11 protein-coding genes are annotated in these 16,534 nt (G+C 56.3%); 10 read left to right on the forward strand and 1 reads right to left on the reverse strand.

Annotated features, from left to right (window positions below; all coding sequences use genetic code 11):
• Nucleotides 1-88: 88 nt before the first annotated feature.
• From EE896_RS04165 to EE896_RS04190, 6 genes are all read left to right on the forward strand, one after another.
• Nucleotides 89-1,450, forward strand: a complete 1,362-nt coding sequence (locus EE896_RS04165) for an MFS transporter (protein ID WP_140916645.1) — start codon at nt 89-91, stop codon at nt 1,448-1,450.
• Nucleotides 1,447-2,793: an enolase C-terminal domain-like protein gene (locus EE896_RS04170; protein WP_008927116.1), complete on the forward strand. Its 1,347-nt coding sequence runs from the start codon at nt 1,447-1,449 to the stop codon at nt 2,791-2,793. Before EE896_RS04165 ends, EE896_RS04170 begins: the two co-directional genes overlap by 4 nt.
• Before the next feature lie 10 nt (nt 2,794-2,803).
• The gene (gene gudD, locus EE896_RS04175; RefSeq protein WP_008927115.1) at nt 2,804-4,135 is read left to right on the forward strand and encodes a glucarate dehydratase; all 1,332 of its coding nucleotides are present in this window, start codon (nt 2,804-2,806) and stop codon (nt 4,133-4,135) included.
• Between the two features lie 45 nt (nt 4,136-4,180).
• Nucleotides 4,181-4,951 carry a 2-dehydro-3-deoxyglucarate aldolase gene (gene garL, locus EE896_RS04180; RefSeq protein WP_003854622.1) on the forward strand — a complete coding sequence of 257 codons (771 nt, stop codon included), beginning with the start codon at nt 4,181-4,183 and terminating at the stop codon, nt 4,949-4,951.
• 19 nt (nt 4,952-4,970) lie between these two features.
• Nucleotides 4,971-5,855, forward strand: coding sequence for a 2-hydroxy-3-oxopropionate reductase (gene garR / locus EE896_RS04185; protein ID WP_003854621.1), 885 nt, complete (start codon nt 4,971-4,973; stop codon nt 5,853-5,855).
• 74 nt (nt 5,856-5,929) lie between these two features.
• Nucleotides 5,930-7,069 (forward strand): glycerate kinase, encoded by a 1,140-nt coding sequence (locus EE896_RS04190; RefSeq protein WP_003854619.1) that lies wholly within the window; start codon nt 5,930-5,932, stop codon nt 7,067-7,069.
• A gap of 188 nt (nt 7,070-7,257) precedes the next feature.
• On the opposite strand, the gene barA is transcribed toward EE896_RS04190, so the two are convergent.
• Nucleotides 7,258-9,987, reverse strand: coding sequence for a two-component sensor histidine kinase BarA (gene barA / locus EE896_RS04195; RefSeq protein ID WP_008927114.1), 2,730 nt, complete (start codon nt 9,985-9,987; stop codon nt 7,258-7,260).
• Nucleotides 9,988-10,081: 94 nt separating this feature from the next.
• Between barA and rlmD the strand changes: the two genes are divergently transcribed.
• The 4 genes from rlmD (at nt 10,082) to pyrG (ending at nt 16,474) form a co-directional block, all read left to right on the forward strand.
• On the forward strand, nt 10,082-11,398 hold the full coding sequence (rlmD, locus tag EE896_RS04200) for a 23S rRNA (uracil(1939)-C(5))-methyltransferase RlmD (protein WP_003854615.1): 1,317 nt from the start codon (nt 10,082-10,084) through the stop codon (nt 11,396-11,398).
• Between the two features lie 29 nt (nt 11,399-11,427).
• Complete coding sequence (relA, locus tag EE896_RS04205) at nt 11,428-13,659, forward strand: GTP diphosphokinase (protein WP_003854613.1); 2,232 nt, start codon at nt 11,428-11,430, stop codon at nt 13,657-13,659.
• Between the two features lie 158 nt (nt 13,660-13,817).
• A complete protein-coding gene (gene mazG, locus EE896_RS04210; RefSeq protein WP_008927113.1) occupies nt 13,818-14,606 on the forward strand; it encodes a nucleoside triphosphate pyrophosphohydrolase in 789 nt (262 codons plus the stop codon).
• A 230-nt stretch (nt 14,607-14,836) separates the two neighbouring features.
• The gene (gene pyrG / locus EE896_RS04215; protein WP_003854607.1) at nt 14,837-16,474 is read left to right on the forward strand and encodes a glutamine hydrolyzing CTP synthase; all 1,638 of its coding nucleotides are present in this window, start codon (nt 14,837-14,839) and stop codon (nt 16,472-16,474) included.
• Nucleotides 16,475-16,534: the final 60 nt, after the last annotated feature.

The following is a 16,534-nucleotide window of genomic DNA, read 5'->3' on the forward strand; positions in this document are numbered from 1 at the left end:
GTGTTTAACCCAATTTCTCTCTGATACCCAACGCGATGTGTATGCAGTCAGAGCGGATGTAGCTCACGCTATATTTCAGGAGTGCATCATGAATAGTTTCAGCCAGACCGCGGAAACGGTGCAGAAGCGCACCAATGCCCGTTACTGGATTGTGGTGATGTTATTTATCGTCACCTCATTCAACTACGGTGACCGCGCAACCATTTCAATTGCCGGTTCGGCGATGTCCAAAGATATCGGCCTCGATTCGGTCGGACTTGGCTATATCTTCTCAGCGTTCTCATGGGCGTATGTCATTGGTCAGATTCCGGGCGGCTGGCTGCTCGATCGCTTCGGCTCAAAACGCGTCTACTTCTGGAGCATCTTCACCTGGTCGCTGTTTACCTTTCTGCAAGGGTTCGTCGATCTGTTCAGCGGCTTTGGCATCATCATGTCGCTGTTTATTCTGCGTTTCCTGGTCGGCCTGGCTGAAGCACCTTCTTTCCCGGGCAACAGCCGCATAGTCGCAGCCTGGTTCCCGGCGCAGGAACGCGGCACGGCGGTGGCGATCTTCAACTCGGCCCAATACTTTGCCACCGTGATCTTCGCACCGATTATGGGCTGGCTGGTCTCTTCCGTGGGCTGGGCGCACGTGTTCTGGTTCATGGGCGGCCTGGGCATCATCCTCAGTTTCATCTGGCTCAAAGTGATACACGATCCCACCGATCATCCTGGCGTGAATAAAGCTGAACTGGAGTACATGGAACAGGGCGGCGCGCTCATCAACATGGATGTCAAAAAGAACACCCGAAAAGTGAGCTGGGGCGAGAAGTGGTTCCAGATCAAACAGCTGCTGACGTCACGCATGATGCTGGGCATCTATCTCGGTCAATACTGTGTTAACGCCTTAACCTACTTCTTTATCACCTGGTTCCCGGTCTATCTGGTACAGGCGCGCGGCATGTCGATTCTTAAAGCGGGCTTTGTTGCGTCGATTCCGGCGGTGTGCGGCTTCCTCGGCGGCGTACTGGGCGGGGTGATCTCTGACTGGCTGATGCGTAAAACCGGCTCGCTGAATATCGCACGTAAAACGCCAATCGTTCTCGGCATGCTGCTCTCTATCTCAATGGTGATGTGTAACTACACCAATACCGAATGGATGGTGGTGTTCTTTATGGCACTGGCCTTCTTTGGTAAAGGCATCGGCGCGCTGGGCTGGGCGGTGATGGCAGATACCGCGCCGAAAGAGATCAGCGGCCTGAGCGGTGGTTTGTTCAACATGTTCGGTAACTTCTCCGGCATCGTCACGCCTATCGCCATCGGTTACATCATTGCCACCAGCGGTTCATTTGAAGGCGCGCTGGTTTATGTGGGGATTCACGCCTTTGTCGCGGCATTAAGCTTCCTGGTCATTGCCGGCGATATCAAACGTGTCGAACTGAAAACCTGGCCTGGTAAGGATGCATCATGAATACGCAAAGTTCGCCGGTGATTACTGACATGCGGGTTATCCCGGTCGCCGGTTACGACAGTATGCTGCTCAATATTGGCGGTGCACACAACGCCTGTTTTACCCGCAACATTGTGGTGCTCACTGATAGTGCCGGTCACACCGGCGTCGGTGAGGCGCCGGGCGGCGACACCATCTATCAGACGCTGGTGGAGGCGATTCCGCAGGTGAAAGGCCAGCAGATTGCCCGAATGAATCGTCTGGTGCAGCAGGTGCACAAAGGCAATCAGTCCGCCGACTTCACCACTTTCGGTAACGGTGCATGGACCTTTGAATTGCGGGTCAATGCGGTGGCCGCACTTGAAGCCGCGCTGCTCGATCTGCTGGGACAGTGTCTGGGCGTACCGGTGGCTGAACTGCTGGGGCCGGGCAAACAGCGTGATGAAGTCACGGTGCTGGGCTACCTGTTCTATCTTGGCGACCGCCGTAAAACCGATCTTCCCTACCTGAGCGGTGATCAGGCCAGCCACGACTGGTATCACCTGCGTCATCAGGAAGCACTGACCAGCGATGCTGTCGTGCGCCTGGCTGAAGCGGCACAGGATAAATATGGCTTTAAAGATTTCAAGCTCAAAGGTGGCGTGCTGCCGGGTGAGCAGGAGATCGCCACGGCGGCGGCGCTCAAGCAGCGTTTTCCCGATGCCCGTATCACCGTCGATCCCAATGGAGCCTGGCTGCTGGATGAAGCCATCGCGCTGTGTAAAGGAATGCAGGATGTGCTGAGCTACGCCGAAGACCCCTGTGGCGCGGAGCAGGGCTATTCGGGCCGGGAAGTGATGGCTGAGTTCCGGCGCGCAACCGGCCTGCCCGTCGCCACAAATATGATCGCCACCAACTGGCGCGAGATGAACCACGCGGTGATGGTCAATGCGGTCGATATTCCGCTGGCCGATCCGCATTTCTGGACGCTGAGCGGTGCTGTTCGGGTCGCGCAGCTGTGCGATGAATGGGGCCTCACCTGGGGCTGTCACTCCAATAACCACTTTGATATTTCGCTGGCGATGTTTACCCATGTGGGTGCAGCAGCGCCAGGCAACCCGACCGCGATTGATACCCACTGGATCTGGCAGGAGGGCGATCAGCGCCTGACGAAAAATCCGCTGCAAATCCGCAACGGCAAAATTGCCGTACCGGATGCGCCTGGCCTGGGCATTGAGCTCGACTGGGAGCAGGTAAACAAAGCCCATCAGCTTTATCAGTCACTGCCCGCCGGTGCGCGTAACGACGCCACGGCGATGCAGTATCTGGTCCCTGGCTGGACTTTTGATCGCAAGCGTCCGGCATTTGGCCGTGCAACAGCATAAGGAGCAAGAGATGAGTTCAACACCGAAAGTGACCGCCATGCAGGTTATTCCGGTCGCAGGCTATGACAGCATGCTGCTAAACCTCAGCGGCGCTCACTCACCATTCTTTACCCGCAACATTGTGATTATCAAAGATAACGCCGGACACACTGGTGTTGGCGAAATTCCGGGCGGCGAGAAGATTCGCCAGACGCTGGAAGATGCGGCCTCGCTGGTGATCGGCAAAACGCTGGGTGAGTACAAAAATACCCTCAGCCTGGTGCGCAGCACCTTTGCTGACCGCGATGCGAACGGGCGCGGTAACCAGACCTTTGATCTGCGCACCACGATCCATGTGGTGACCGGTATCGAAGCGGCGCTGCTTGATTTGCTGGGTCAGCACCTGGGCGTCAACGTCGCCTCGCTGCTGGGTGACGGTCAGCAGCGCGACCGCGTGGAGATGCTCGGCTACCTGTTCTACATCGGCGACCGCAATAAAACCTCGCTCTCTTATCAGAACCAGCAGAACGATCCGTGCGACTGGTATCGCCTGCGCCATGAAGAGGCGCTCACGCCGGATGCGGTCGTGCGTCTGGCGGAAGCGGCTTATGAGAAATATGGCTTTAACGATTTCAAACTCAAAGGCGGCGTGCTGCGCGGCGGCGAAGAGGCTGAAGCCGTTACCGCGCTGGCAAAACGTTTTCCTGAAGCCCGTATCACCCTCGATCCCAATGGAGCCTGGTCGCTCAACGAGGCGATCATGCTCGGCAAACAGCTTAAAGATGTGCTGGCCTACGCAGAAGATCCTTGTGGAGCCGAACAGGGCTACTCCGGTCGCGAAGTGATGGCTGAGTTCCGCCGCGCCACCGGCATGCCAACGGCCACCAATATGATCGCCACCGACTGGCGGCAGATGGGCCATACCCTGTCGCTGCAGTCAGTCGACATTCCGCTGGCTGACCCACATTTCTGGACCATGCAGGGTTCGGTGCGCGTGGCGCAGATGTGTCACGACTTCGGTCTGACCTGGGGCTCGCACTCCAATAACCACTTCGACATTTCGCTGGCGATGTTTACTCACGTTGCCGCTGCCGCGCCGGGTGCGATTACCGCCATTGATACCCACTGGATCTGGCAGGAGGGCAATCAGCGTCTGACCAAAGAGCCGTTCCAGATTAAAGGCGGTATGGTGCAGGTGCCGCAGAAACCGGGTCTCGGCGTAGAGCTGGATATGGATCAGGTGATGCAGGCCAATGCGCTCTATCAGAAGCAGGGACTGGGTGCACGTGACGATGCTGAAGCGATGCAGTTTTTAGTGCCGGGATGGACGTTCGACAATAAGCGCCCATGCCTGGTTCGTTAACCTTTTCGGCTCCCCAAGCGGAGCCATCGTCACAGGAGTTCAACCATGAGTAATGCAGCCTGGCCCAATGGATTTCGTCGTCGCCTTTTAGCGGGCGATACCCTGATTGGCAGCTGGTGCGCGCTGGCCAGTCCGATCTCGACTGAAATTCTGGGGCTGGCCGGTTTCGACTGGCTGGTCCTGGATGGAGAGCACGCGCCCAACGACATCACCACCTTTGTACCGCAGCTGATGGCGCTGAAAGGCAGCCACAGTGCGCCCGTGGTGCGTCCGCCCTGCAACGAGCCGGTGATCATTAAGCGTCTGCTGGATATCGGGTTTAACAATCTTCTGGTGCCGTTTGTCGAAACCGAAGAGGAAGCCCTGCGGGCTGTTGCCTCAACCCGCTATCCGCCAGCCGGGATTCGTGGTGTTTCGGTGTCGCATCGCAGCAACATGTACGGCACGCTGCCGGATTACAACAGCACCATCAATGACAACATCACGGTGCTGGTGCAGATCGAAACTCAGCAGGCGGTTGACAACATTGATGCCATCGCAGCGGTGGACGGTGTCGACGGCATTTTTGTCGGGCCGGGCGATCTCTCCGCTGCGCTGGGCTATCTCGGTCAGCCCGCACATCCTGAAGTACTGAAAGTGATTAAGCACATTTTTGAACGAGCCAAAGCCGCCGGTAAGCCGAGCGGCATTCTGGCACCGGTAGAAGCGGACGCGCGTCGCTATCTGGAGTGGGGCGCCACCTTTGTGGCTGTCGGCAGCGATGTCGGGATGTTCCGCAACGCCTCGCAGGCGTTATGCGACAAATTTAAGCGCTAATCGATTAAGGGGAAACGTCATGAAAATTGGATTTATCGGCCTGGGCATTATGGGCAAACCCATGAGTAAAAATCTGGTGAAAGCCGGGTATTCGCTGGTAGTGCGCGACAACAACACCGAAAACGAAGCGGAACTGGCTAAACTGGGCGCAACCGTGGCGAAAACGCCAAAAGAGGTGGCTGAGCAGTGCGATGTGGTGATTACCATGGTGCCCAACTCACCACAGGTTATTGACGTCTGCCTGGGGAAAAACGGCATTATCGAAGGAGCGAAGCCAGGTCTGGTGGTCATCGACATGAGTTCCATTGCGCCGCTGGCGAGCCGTGAGGTACACGATGCGCTGGCAGAAAAGCAGATCAAAATGCTTGATGCGCCGGTCAGTGGCGGCGAACCCAAAGCGATTGAAGGAACGCTTTCGGTGATGGTCGGCGGTGACAAAGCCGTGTTCGATTCCTGCTACGACATCATGAAAGCGATGGCGGGCTCGGTGGTGCATACCGGCGACATCGGTGCGGGCAACGTGACTAAGCTGGCTAACCAGGTGATTGTGGCACTGAACATTGCGGCGATGTCTGAAGCGTTATCGCTGGCGACCAAAGCGGGTGTGAATCCGGATCTGGTTTATCAGGCGATTCGTGGCGGCCTGGCGGGCAGCACGGTACTGGATGCCAAAGCGCCGATGGTGATGGATCGTAACTTCAAGCCCGGCTTCCGGATTGACCTGCATATCAAAGATCTGGCGAACGCGCTGGATACCTCGCACAGCATCGGCGCGCATCTGCCGCTGACGGCAGCAGTGATGGAGATGATGCAGGCGCTGCGCAATGACGGGCAGGGTAACGCCGACCACAGTGCACTGGCCTGCTATTATGAGAAGTTAGCGAAGGTTGAAATCGCCCGCTAAAACCCGATGCCGGTCTCCCCAACACCGGACTGGTTCAGAGCCGTTTCAATCACTCAACTGCGCTCGGATTGCCTATGAAAATCGTAATCGCACCGGATTCATATAAAGAGAGTTTATCCGCCCTGGATGTGGCATCGGCGATTGAAGCGGGTTTCCGTGACATCTTCCCCGATGCACATTACGTGAAAATACCGGTCGCCGACGGTGGCGAAGGCACGGTAGAAGCGATGGTGGCGGCGACGAAGGGAAAAATCGTCAGGCTGAAGGTGACCGGACCGTTGGGCACGCAGGTTGATGCCTTTTATGGCCTGTCCGGCGATGAGTCCACGGCCTATATCGAAATGGCCGCGGCCAGCGGACTGGAACAGGTTCCGGCAGCACAGCGTGACCCGCTGATAACGACCTCATTCGGCACCGGCGAGTTGATCAGGCATGCGCTGGATAAGGGCGTCGGCCATATCATCATTGGTATCGGCGGCAGCGCCACCAATGATGGCGGTGCCGGGATGATGCAGGCGCTCGGCGCCCGACTGCTGGACGCCCAGGGCGGCGAGATTGGTCACGGAGGCGGCGCACTCTCTGCGCTTGCCAGCATTGATATTGATGCACTGGATGCCCGCATTCATCAGTGCCGCATCGAAGTGGCGTGTGATGTTTCTAATCCGCTCACCGGAAAAGAAGGCGCATCGGCCATCTTCGGTCCGCAGAAAGGCGCGACACCGGCGCTGGTGCAGCAGCTCGATCAGGCATTGGTGCATTACGCCGCCATTATTCATCGCGATCTGGATATTGATGTCCTGCACATTCCTGGCGGTGGTGCAGCGGGCGGGATGGGGGCGGCACTGCACGCCTTTTGTCGGGCGGAACTGCGACGCGGCATTGAAATTGTCACAGAGGCGCTGGGGCTGGCTGACCAGGTGAAAGATGCTGATCTGGTGATTACCGGTGAAGGGCGTATCGACAGCCAGAGTATTAATGGCAAGGTGCCAATTGGTGTCGCCAGCGTGGCAAAACGTTTTAACAAGCCAGTGATTGGTATTGCCGGCAGCCTGACGGCGGATGTTGGCGTGGTGCATCAACATGGAATCGATGCGGTATTCAGCGTGCTTTACACCATCTGTTCGCTGGATGAAGCACTGGCCAGTGCCGGAAAAAATGTTGAGATGACGGCACGTAACGTGGCTGCCACGCTGAAACTGGCCGGATTCAGGTAACCGGCAGGCGCACCTGATTATTAAGCCCAGCCGGATTGAGCGGACATTGAGCAGACTGAAAAGGGCGTTGATATTCAGAATGTCTGTTTAAGCACCACGCTCTTTTCTGGCCAGCGCGCTGTAAGTTAGCCCTGCAAGCCGGTTAGCATTTGAGACAGTGGCAGGTTCGGCGACAGCTGCCGCCAGCCTTATCCAATTCCTAACAGCTGACGGGCTTCTCTGGCGACGTTTTCCATCTCATCCTGCAACTCCAGCAGCTCCGGTTCCAGTGCCGCGATGTCGCTGGCCTCCAGCAGTCCTCGCTCCAGCTGATGGCAGAGTTGTTTCATGCGCGGTACGCCGCTGTAGCTGGCGCTGCCGTGCAGCTTGTGAATAATCTCACGCAGGGCGTTGACCTCATTGGTCGCCATAAACTGCGCCATCTTCGCATGCACTTCCGGTAAAAATTCCAGCAGCATCCGCAGCAGATCACGTGCCAGATCGGGTTTATTCGCCGCCTGTCGCAGCGCCAGTTGCCAGTCTAGCGTGGGTAATATTGGCAGCAGTTCAGGCACAGGGACCACCGGCGGCGGCGTATAGCGCGCCAGCAGCTGTCTTAACTTGCTCTCATCAATTGGCTTCGCAAGGTAGTCATTCATGCCTGCCTTGATCAACTGCTCGCGCTCGCCATCAATGGCATGGGCGGTCACTGCTACAATCGGCGTACTGGCGTGTTGAGGCAGGCTACGGATAATTTCGCTGGCGCGAATGCCATCAATCTCAGGCATCTGAATATCCATCAGAATCACATCCAGCGGCTGCTGACGAGCCTCGCGAATAGCGTGTTCAGCGCTGCTGCACAGCAGGATATTCTGCACCTGCTCCTCGAGCAGCGCGCCAATCAGTTTAAGATTGGCAGGATTATCATCCACCGCCATCACCGTCAGCGGCAGGCGGGGAGATGGCGGCAGTTCACTCATCTGACGGGTATGGAGATCCAGTAACATCGGCAGGAGTCGCGTCAGAGAGATTGGTTTCGCAATGCAGCCGTCAATGCCCCGCGCCTTCAGCTCATCAGCCAGCAACATCATCGGGCTGGGAAGCGCCATCAGCACATTGTCAGCCCGATCCAGCAGCCCATTAATCCTGCGCTCGTTGAGCAGTTCGGGCTGGCTGATATCGACGGGCATCGCCATCAGCAGCAGCGGATAGTGAGGTGCTTTTAATCCCTCCAGCGTTTCGCTGTAGTCAATCTGCAACGGTGTCGCGCTCAGCATCTCCAGCGCTGCGCTGGCAACATAAGCATCCGGTTCCACGTAGGCAATGCGCGCATGTGACAGCGCATCCAGCACGCGCGGCATGCCGGGTGCATTAGGATTAAGATCCAGCTGTACGCGAATGACAAACACAGAGCCTTGATCCGGCTGGCTGCTAAAGGTTATTTCGCCGCCCATCTCCCGTACCAGTTTCTGGGTGATGACCAGCCCCAGCCCGGTACCGCCATGACGGCGCGAAATACTGGCGTCAGCCTGACGAAACGCCTGAAACATCTGGGTCTGTTGCTGCTCAGAGATGCCGATGCCGCTGTCCTCAACCTGAATCTCCAGCTCGACGCGCGACTGCGTAATCACCCGCTGTCCGACGCGCAGGCCGATGTATCCCTTCTCGGTAAACTTGATGGCGTTTCCGATCAGGTTGATCAGGATCTGTTGCAGGCGCAGCGCATCGCCAATCACGTTGTCCGGCACGCTGCTGTCACACACCACCGTCAGCTCCAGCCCTTTGTCATGTGCTGACGGCGCCAGCAGCACCAGGGTTTCATCCAGCGTGGCGCGTAGCGGGAAGGGGATGGCCTCCAGCATCAGCTTGCCCGCTTCCAGCTTCGAGAAATCGAGCACGTCATTGATGATGCTGAGCAGGTTATTAGCCGAACGTTCAATGGTCTGCATATAGTCACGCTGCGTCGTGCGCAGCTGGGTTTTCAGCATCTGGCGGGTAAAGCCCAGCACGCCATTCAGCGGCGTTCGCAGCTCATGGGACATATTGGCCAGAAACTCAGATTTGATGCGCGCCGCTTCCTGGGCGCGTTTCTTCGCCAGATCCAGCTCAACGTTCTGAATCTCCAGCTGTTCCAGTGTTTCCCGCAGATCGTAGGTCGCCTGATCGATATTGTGCTGCATCTCTTCGTGATAGGCGGTCAGCGACATGGCCATCGCGTTAATCCCGTTTTTCAGAATGCTGAGTTCACCCAGCATGTAACCCTCAACGCGGCTATCAAGCTGGCCGCGACGGATGCGGTCAACGGTGGTGACCATATTGCGGATCGGGCCGGTGACATCGCGCATCAGACGGTAAGCAAACAGCATGGCAAGGCAGAGGCAGAAGAGCAGCATCAGCGTGGCGACAAACACCTCTTTATACTGCTGTAAACGCACTGACTGCAGATCCAGCTCTATTGCCACATAGCCCAGCGGATTGCCCGATGGCTTGGCATCTTCATCCGGTAATTCATCCACATCGTAACGTTCGGTGGTAATCGGCGTGCGCAGAATCAGTATGCTGCCGTGACGTTCCATAGAAACATCGTCGGGCAGACCGCGGATATCATCCTGTTGCAACAGGCTGAGGTTTTGCTTGTGATTGGAGGTGACATAGAGCTGATTGTGGTTATCAAACACCGAGATCGCCCGAACAATGGCGGAGTGGCGACGATGCAGCAGGCTGACCAGTTCACGCATGGCATCACGATTGTGCCAGGTCATGCTGTATTCGCTGGAAATCGCCAGGGGTTCGATGATGTTGGCCCCGGCATCGATTACCTGTCGCTGTAGCTCATTGTAGCGGTGCACCACAAAAAATGAGCTGAGCAGCAGGCCAACCATCAGCGTGGGTGCCAGAATTAAAATCATCATTCGCGCCCGAAGGCTGTATTTGGTCATAATAGTCGCCTGGCTACTCCGGCATTAACGTCCCTGTGCATGCTGTTGATAAAGCTATGCAGGTCGTTTTTCGATAAAGAGAATAAATAACACTATGGCGCAATTCTACGTTGCAAAACAGCGCGTGACGACGCAACAACGCCTCACCGTCACCATTGAGGAGCTTGACCCGTTTGGACAAGGTGTGGCACGCCACAAGGGCAAAACCCTGTTTGTCGCGGGTGCCCTGCCGGGTGAACAGGCTGAGATTGTGCTGACAGAGGATAAACGTCAATTTGCCCGGGCGAAAGTGACACGGCTGATTAGCCGCAGTCCGGCTCGGGTGACACCGCGCTGCCCGCACTATGATCGCTGCGGCGGTTGCCAGCAGCAGCATGCCGATGTGGCACTGCAACAGCAGAGCAAAGCGCAGGCCCTGAGCCGGATGCTGAGCCAGGCCGCCTCACAGAGTGTCGCGGTGGATGAGGTGATCGCCGGTCAGCCCTGGGGTTACCGCCGTCGTGCGCGTCTGGGTCTGCAATGGCAAAATAAAGCGCAGCGATTGCAGATGGGATTCCGGCAGGAAGCCAGCAACGATCTGGTCGATATACAGCACTGCCCCGTTTTAGTGCCCGAACTTGAGGCATTGCTGGTTCCGCTGCACCAGTGTCTCAGCGACCTGCGAGCTGTCAGGCGTCTCGGGCATGTGGAACTGGTGCTGGCGGACAATGGCCCGCTGATGATTCTGCGCCATCTTGATGCGCTGCATACAGATGACCGTGAAAAACTGGAACAGTTTTCGCATAAACATCAGCTGATGCTGTTCCTGGATGCGGGCGATGAAAATCTGACGGCGTTAAGTGAATCGATGCCCTTTTATCACTCTCATCAACTTAAGCTAACCTTCAATCCACAGGATTTTATCCAGGTTAATGATGGGGTGAATCAGCAGATGGTCGCGAAGGCGATCGCCTGGCTGGATTTGCAGCCGGAAGACCGCGTGCTGGATCTGTTTTGTGGCATGGGAAACTTCACACTTCCTGTAGGAATCTTCGTACAAAATGTGGTTGGTGTGGAGGGGATTGCAGCATTAGTGCGGCAGGCAGCGTATAATGCTGATTTGAATAATCTTAAAAATGTAAGTTTCTTTCAGCATAATCTGGAAGAAGAGGTGTCGCGCCAGCCGTGGGCGACACAGGGGTTTAACAAGGTATTACTCGATCCGGCACGCGCCGGGGCTGCGGGCGTAATGGCGCATGTGGTTAAACTTGCACCAGAACGTGTGGTCTATGTTTCGTGTAATCCCACAACACTCGCCCGCGACAGCCAGATATTGCTGTCAGCAGGCTACCAATTGGAAAGGGTCGCGATGCTGGATATGTTTCCTCATACCCGTCATCTCGAATCCATGGTGCTGTTCAGAAAAACATAAGCGATGAATGTCGTTGTGCAGGAGAGGTTATGGTTGCGGTCAGAAGTGCGCATTTAAATACCGAGGGAGATTTCGCCCTCGACCAGTGGATCGCCAGTCTCGGTATTGCCAACCCGCAATCATGTCAACGCGTTGCCGAGACCTGGCGCTACTGCGAAGCGCAGACGCAGGGCCATCCCGATCAGTCGCTGCTTCTGTGGCGCGGTATCGAGATGGTGGAAATCCTCTCAATGCTCAGCATGGATATTGAAAGCCTGTGTGCAGCACTGATTTTCCCGCTGGCTAACGATGAAGTGGTCAGTGAAGAAGAGCTGGAAACCGCCGTCGGTAAAGGCATTGTCTCGCTGGTGCACGGCGTGCGTGACATGGACGCCATTCGCCAGCTGAAAGCGATTCACAACGACTCCATGGCCTCTGAACAGGTGGATAATGTCCGCCGCATGCTGCTGGCAATGGTGGAAGATTTCCGCTGCGTAGTGCTGAAGCTGGCCGAACGCATCATGAACCTGCGCGAAATGAAAGATGCGCCGGAAGATGAGCGGGTGCTGGCGGCCAAAGAGAGCACCAACATTTATGCACCTCTGGCCAACCGTCTGGGCATCGGTCAGCTCAAATGGGAGCTGGAAGATTATTGCTTCCGCTATCTCCATCCCGACGAATACAAGCGCATTGCCAAACTACTGCATGAGCGGCGAATTGATCGTGAGCAGTACATCGACAATTTTGTCAGCAACCTGCGCAAAGAGATGGCGAAAGAGGGCGTGCGCGCCGAAGTTTATGGTCGTCCGAAACATATCTACAGCATCTGGCGCAAGATGCAGAAAAAGTCGCTGGCCTTTGATGAGCTGTTTGATGTGCGTGCGGTGCGTATCGTCGCCGATCGCCTGCAGGATTGCTACGGCGCACTGGGTACGGTACATACGCTTTATCGCCATCTGCCCAGCGAGTTCGATGACTACGTGGCCAACCCCAAGCCCAACGGCTACCAGTCGATTCATACCGTCGTGCTTGGGCCGCAGGGCAAAACGGTGGAGATCCAGATCCGTACCCGACAGATGCACGAAGATGCCGAACTGGGCGTTGCGGCACACTGGAAGTACAAAGAGGGCCCCACCTCCAGCAGCGCGCGTGGCGCAGCAGGTCACGAAGAGCGCATTGCCTGGCTGCGTAAGCTGATCAGCTGGCAGGAAGAGATGGCTGACTCCGGCGAGTTGCTGGAAGAAGTCCGTAGCCAGGTGTTTGATGACCGGGTCTACGTCTTTACGCCAAAAGGCGACGTCGTGGATCTGCCCGCAGGTTCGACACCGCTCGACTTCGCCTACCACATTCACAGTGACATCGGTCACCGCTGCATCGGCGCAAAAATTGGTGGCCGCATCGTGCCGTTCACCTACCAGCTGCAGATGGGCGACCAGGTTGAAGTGATTACCCAGAAACAGCCGAACCCGAGCCGTGACTGGCTCAACCCGAACCTGGGCTACATTACCACCAGCCGTGGACGCTCGAAGATCCACAACTGGTTCCGCAAGCAGGATCGCGACAAGAATATTATCGCCGGACGGCAGATTCTGGATAACGAACTGAATCAGCTTGATATCAGCCTGCGCGAAGCGGAAAAACTGCTGCTGCCGCGCTATAACGTGACCTCGCTTGAAGAGTTGCTGGCGGCGATTGGCGGCGGCGATATTCGTCTGAATCAGATGGTTAACTTCCTGCAGGCGAAGCTGAACAAGCCGAGTGCTGAAGAGGAAGATCGCGAAGCGCTGCGCCAGCTGACTCAGAAAGCCTACTCTCAGCCTGCGCGCAAAGAGAGTGGTCGCGTGGTCGTGGAGGGCGTAGGCAATCTGATGCACCACATCGCCCGCTGCTGCCAGCCGATTCCGGGGGATGACATTGTCGGCTTCATCACCCAGGGGCGCGGCATCTCGATTCACCGCGCGGACTGTGACCAGCTGGCTGAACTCACGTCGCACGCGCCGGAACGTATCGTCGATGCGGTATGGGGCGAAAGCTACTCCAGCGGTTACTCGCTGGTGGTGCGTGTCACCGCCAACGATCGCAGCGGCTTACTGCGCGACATCACCACGATTCTCGCCAACGAGAAAGTGAATGTACTGGGCGTCTCAAGCCGCAGCGACACCAAAAAGCAGCTGGCGACTATCGATATGGATATTGAGATCTACAACCACCAGGTTCTGGGACGTGTCCTGGCGCGACTGAACCAGGTCTCTGATATCATTGATGCCCGCCGCCTGCACTGATATTCAGTCAGGCTCTGAAGCAACCGGCAACAGGAGGTTGCGCGGGCGTTTTCTGCACCCTGAAACCCGGCCGGATGCTGTTCACCACATCCGGCCGGGTTACACGCCTTGCTTCTCTGATCGTTGCCCATCACCTGATTCATCAAGGAACCGCCTGAATGAACGCTATTGAGCGCCTGCTTGGCATAATGAAAACGCTGCGCGATCCACAGCATGGTTGCCCATGGGATCGTGAACAGACCTTTGCCACTATTGCGCCCTATACCCTGGAAGAGACTTACGAAGTGCTGGACGCCATTCAGCGCGAAGATTTTGACGACCTGCGCGGCGAACTGGGCGATCTGCTGTTTCAGGTAGTGTTCTATGCGCAGATGGCCAGCGAACAGGAACGCTTCAATTTCGAGGATATCTGTGTTGCTATCAGCGACAAGCTGGAGCGACGTCATCCGCATATTTTTGGCGATGCCACAGCAGAAACCAGCAGCGACGTGCTGAAAAACTGGGAAGCGATTAAAACTGCCGAGCGTGCGGACAAAGCCCAGCATTCCGCGCTGGATGATATCCCCAAAGCGCTGCCCGCATTGATGCGCGCCCACAAGATTCAGAAGCGCTGTCACAACGTCGGCTTCGACTGGACCACGCTGGGACCGGTGGTGGCAAAAGTGCATGAAGAGATTGATGAAGTGATGCACGAGGCGCAGCAGAGCGTGGTGGATGGTGAGAAGCTGGAAGAGGAGATTGGCGACCTGCTGTTTGCCACGGTTAACCTCTCGCGTCATCTTGGCAGCAAAGCGGAAACCGCACTGCAAAAGGCGAATGACAAGTTTGAGCGCCGGTTCCGTGAAGTGGAAGCAATTATCAATGCACAAGGTCTCAGCATGCCGGGCGCCACACTGGAGCAAATGGAGGCCGCCTGGCAGCAGGTGAAACAGGGCGAGAAGCGCTGATTATTCCACCGCTGTGCATAAAGTCGCCGTTTACGCTTACTCGATTCAGCGCGGCGGCAACTTTGTGACGCACATCAACATTTCATCGGCAGCTATCCGCTATGTTAAGACGCAGCAATGCGTTGGAGGATGGCTGTGATTCATCAATTGTGGCTGATAGCGGTTTCCAGTATACTGTTTTCCCGTCCTGGTTATTCCACCGTCTTTAAACCTAAACTCTCAGGTTCAGCATGACAACGAATTATATTTTTGTGACCGGCGGGGTCGTTTCCTCTCTGGGTAAAGGCATTGCCGCAGCCTCCCTCGCAGCCATTCTCGAAGCGCGTGGTCTGAACGTGACCATCATGAAGCTGGACCCGTATATCAACGTGGATCCAGGCACCATGAGCCCGACACAGCACGGTGAAGTTTTCGTCACTGATGACGGCGCTGAAACCGATCTGGATTTGGGTCACTACGAGCGCTTCATCCGCACCAAAATGTCGCGTCGTAACAACTTCACCACTGGCCGTATCTACTCAGAAGTCCTGCGCAAAGAACGCCGTGGCGACTATCTGGGCGCAACTATTCAGGTTATCCCGCACATCACCAACGCCATCAAAGAACGCATCATTGAAGGCGGTGAAGGTCATGATGTGGTGCTGGTTGAAATCGGCGGCACGGTAGGAGATATCGAATCACTGCCGTTCCTGGAAGCGATTCGCCAGATGGCCGTGGATGTGGGCCGCGAACACACGATGTATATGCACCTGACGCTGGTGCCTTATATGGCGGCGGCGGGTGAAGTGAAAACGAAACCGACTCAGCACTCTGTAAAAGAGCTGCTGTCGATTGGTATCCAGCCAGATGTGCTGATTTGCCGTTCTGACCGTGCCGTACCGGCCAATGAACGTGCCAAAATCGCCCTGTTCTGTAACGTCCCTGAAAAAGCGGTTATTTCGCTGAAAGACGTTGATTCCATCTACAAGATTCCTGGCATGCTGAAGTCGCAGGGCCTGGATGACTATATCTGTAAGCGCTTCAACCTGAATGCACCGGAAGCCAACCTGGCTGAGTGGGAGCAGGTGATTTACGAAGAAGCCAATCCGGGTGGTGAAGTCACCATCGGTATGGTGGGCAAGTATGTTGAGCTGCCGGATGCCTACAAGTCAGTCATCGAAGCGCTGAAACATGGCGGCCTGAAAAATCGCGTCACTGTGAACATCAAACTGATCGATTCGCAGGATGTTGAGTCACGTGGTGTCGAATTACTGAAAGATTTGGATGCGATTCTGATTCCAGGTGGCTTCGGTTACCGTGGCGTGGAAGGCAAGCTGATGACCGCGCAATACGCACGTGAAAACAACGTGCCTTACCTCGGCATCTGCCTGGGTATGCAGGTCGCGCTGATGGAGTTTGCCCGCAATGTCGCTGGCATGCCTGGCGCCAACTCCACTGAATTTGTGCCAGACTGTAAATATCCGGTGGTGGCATTAATCACCGAATGGCGTGACGAAGATGGCAACGTCGAAGTCCGCAGCGAGCAGAGCGATCTGGGCGGCACTATGCGTCTGGGCAGCCAGCAGTGTCAGTTAACGCCGGGCAGTCAGGTTCGCCAGCTCTACGGCTCTGACACCATCGTTGAGCGCCATCGCCACCGCTATGAAGTGAACAATATGCTGTTAAAGCAGATTGAAGCAGCCGGTCTGCGCGTAGCAGGTCGCTCGGGTGATGATCAACTGGTTGAGATTATCGAACTCCCGAACCATCCGTGGTTTGTGGCTTGCCAGTTCCACCCTGAGTTTACCTCGACCCCACGCGACGGCCATCCGTTGTTTGCCGGCTTTGTTAAAGCCGCGCATGAGCATCAGAAGCGTTTAGCGAAGTAAGTTTCACAGGCAGCGCGCGAACTTTTCGCGCGTTGCCTGTCTTAGGATTGACTAACTTGT

Origin of the sequence: Pantoea eucalypti (assembly GCF_009646115.1) — a bacterium.
Lineage (GTDB): Bacteria > Pseudomonadota > Gammaproteobacteria > Enterobacterales > Enterobacteriaceae > Pantoea > Pantoea eucalypti.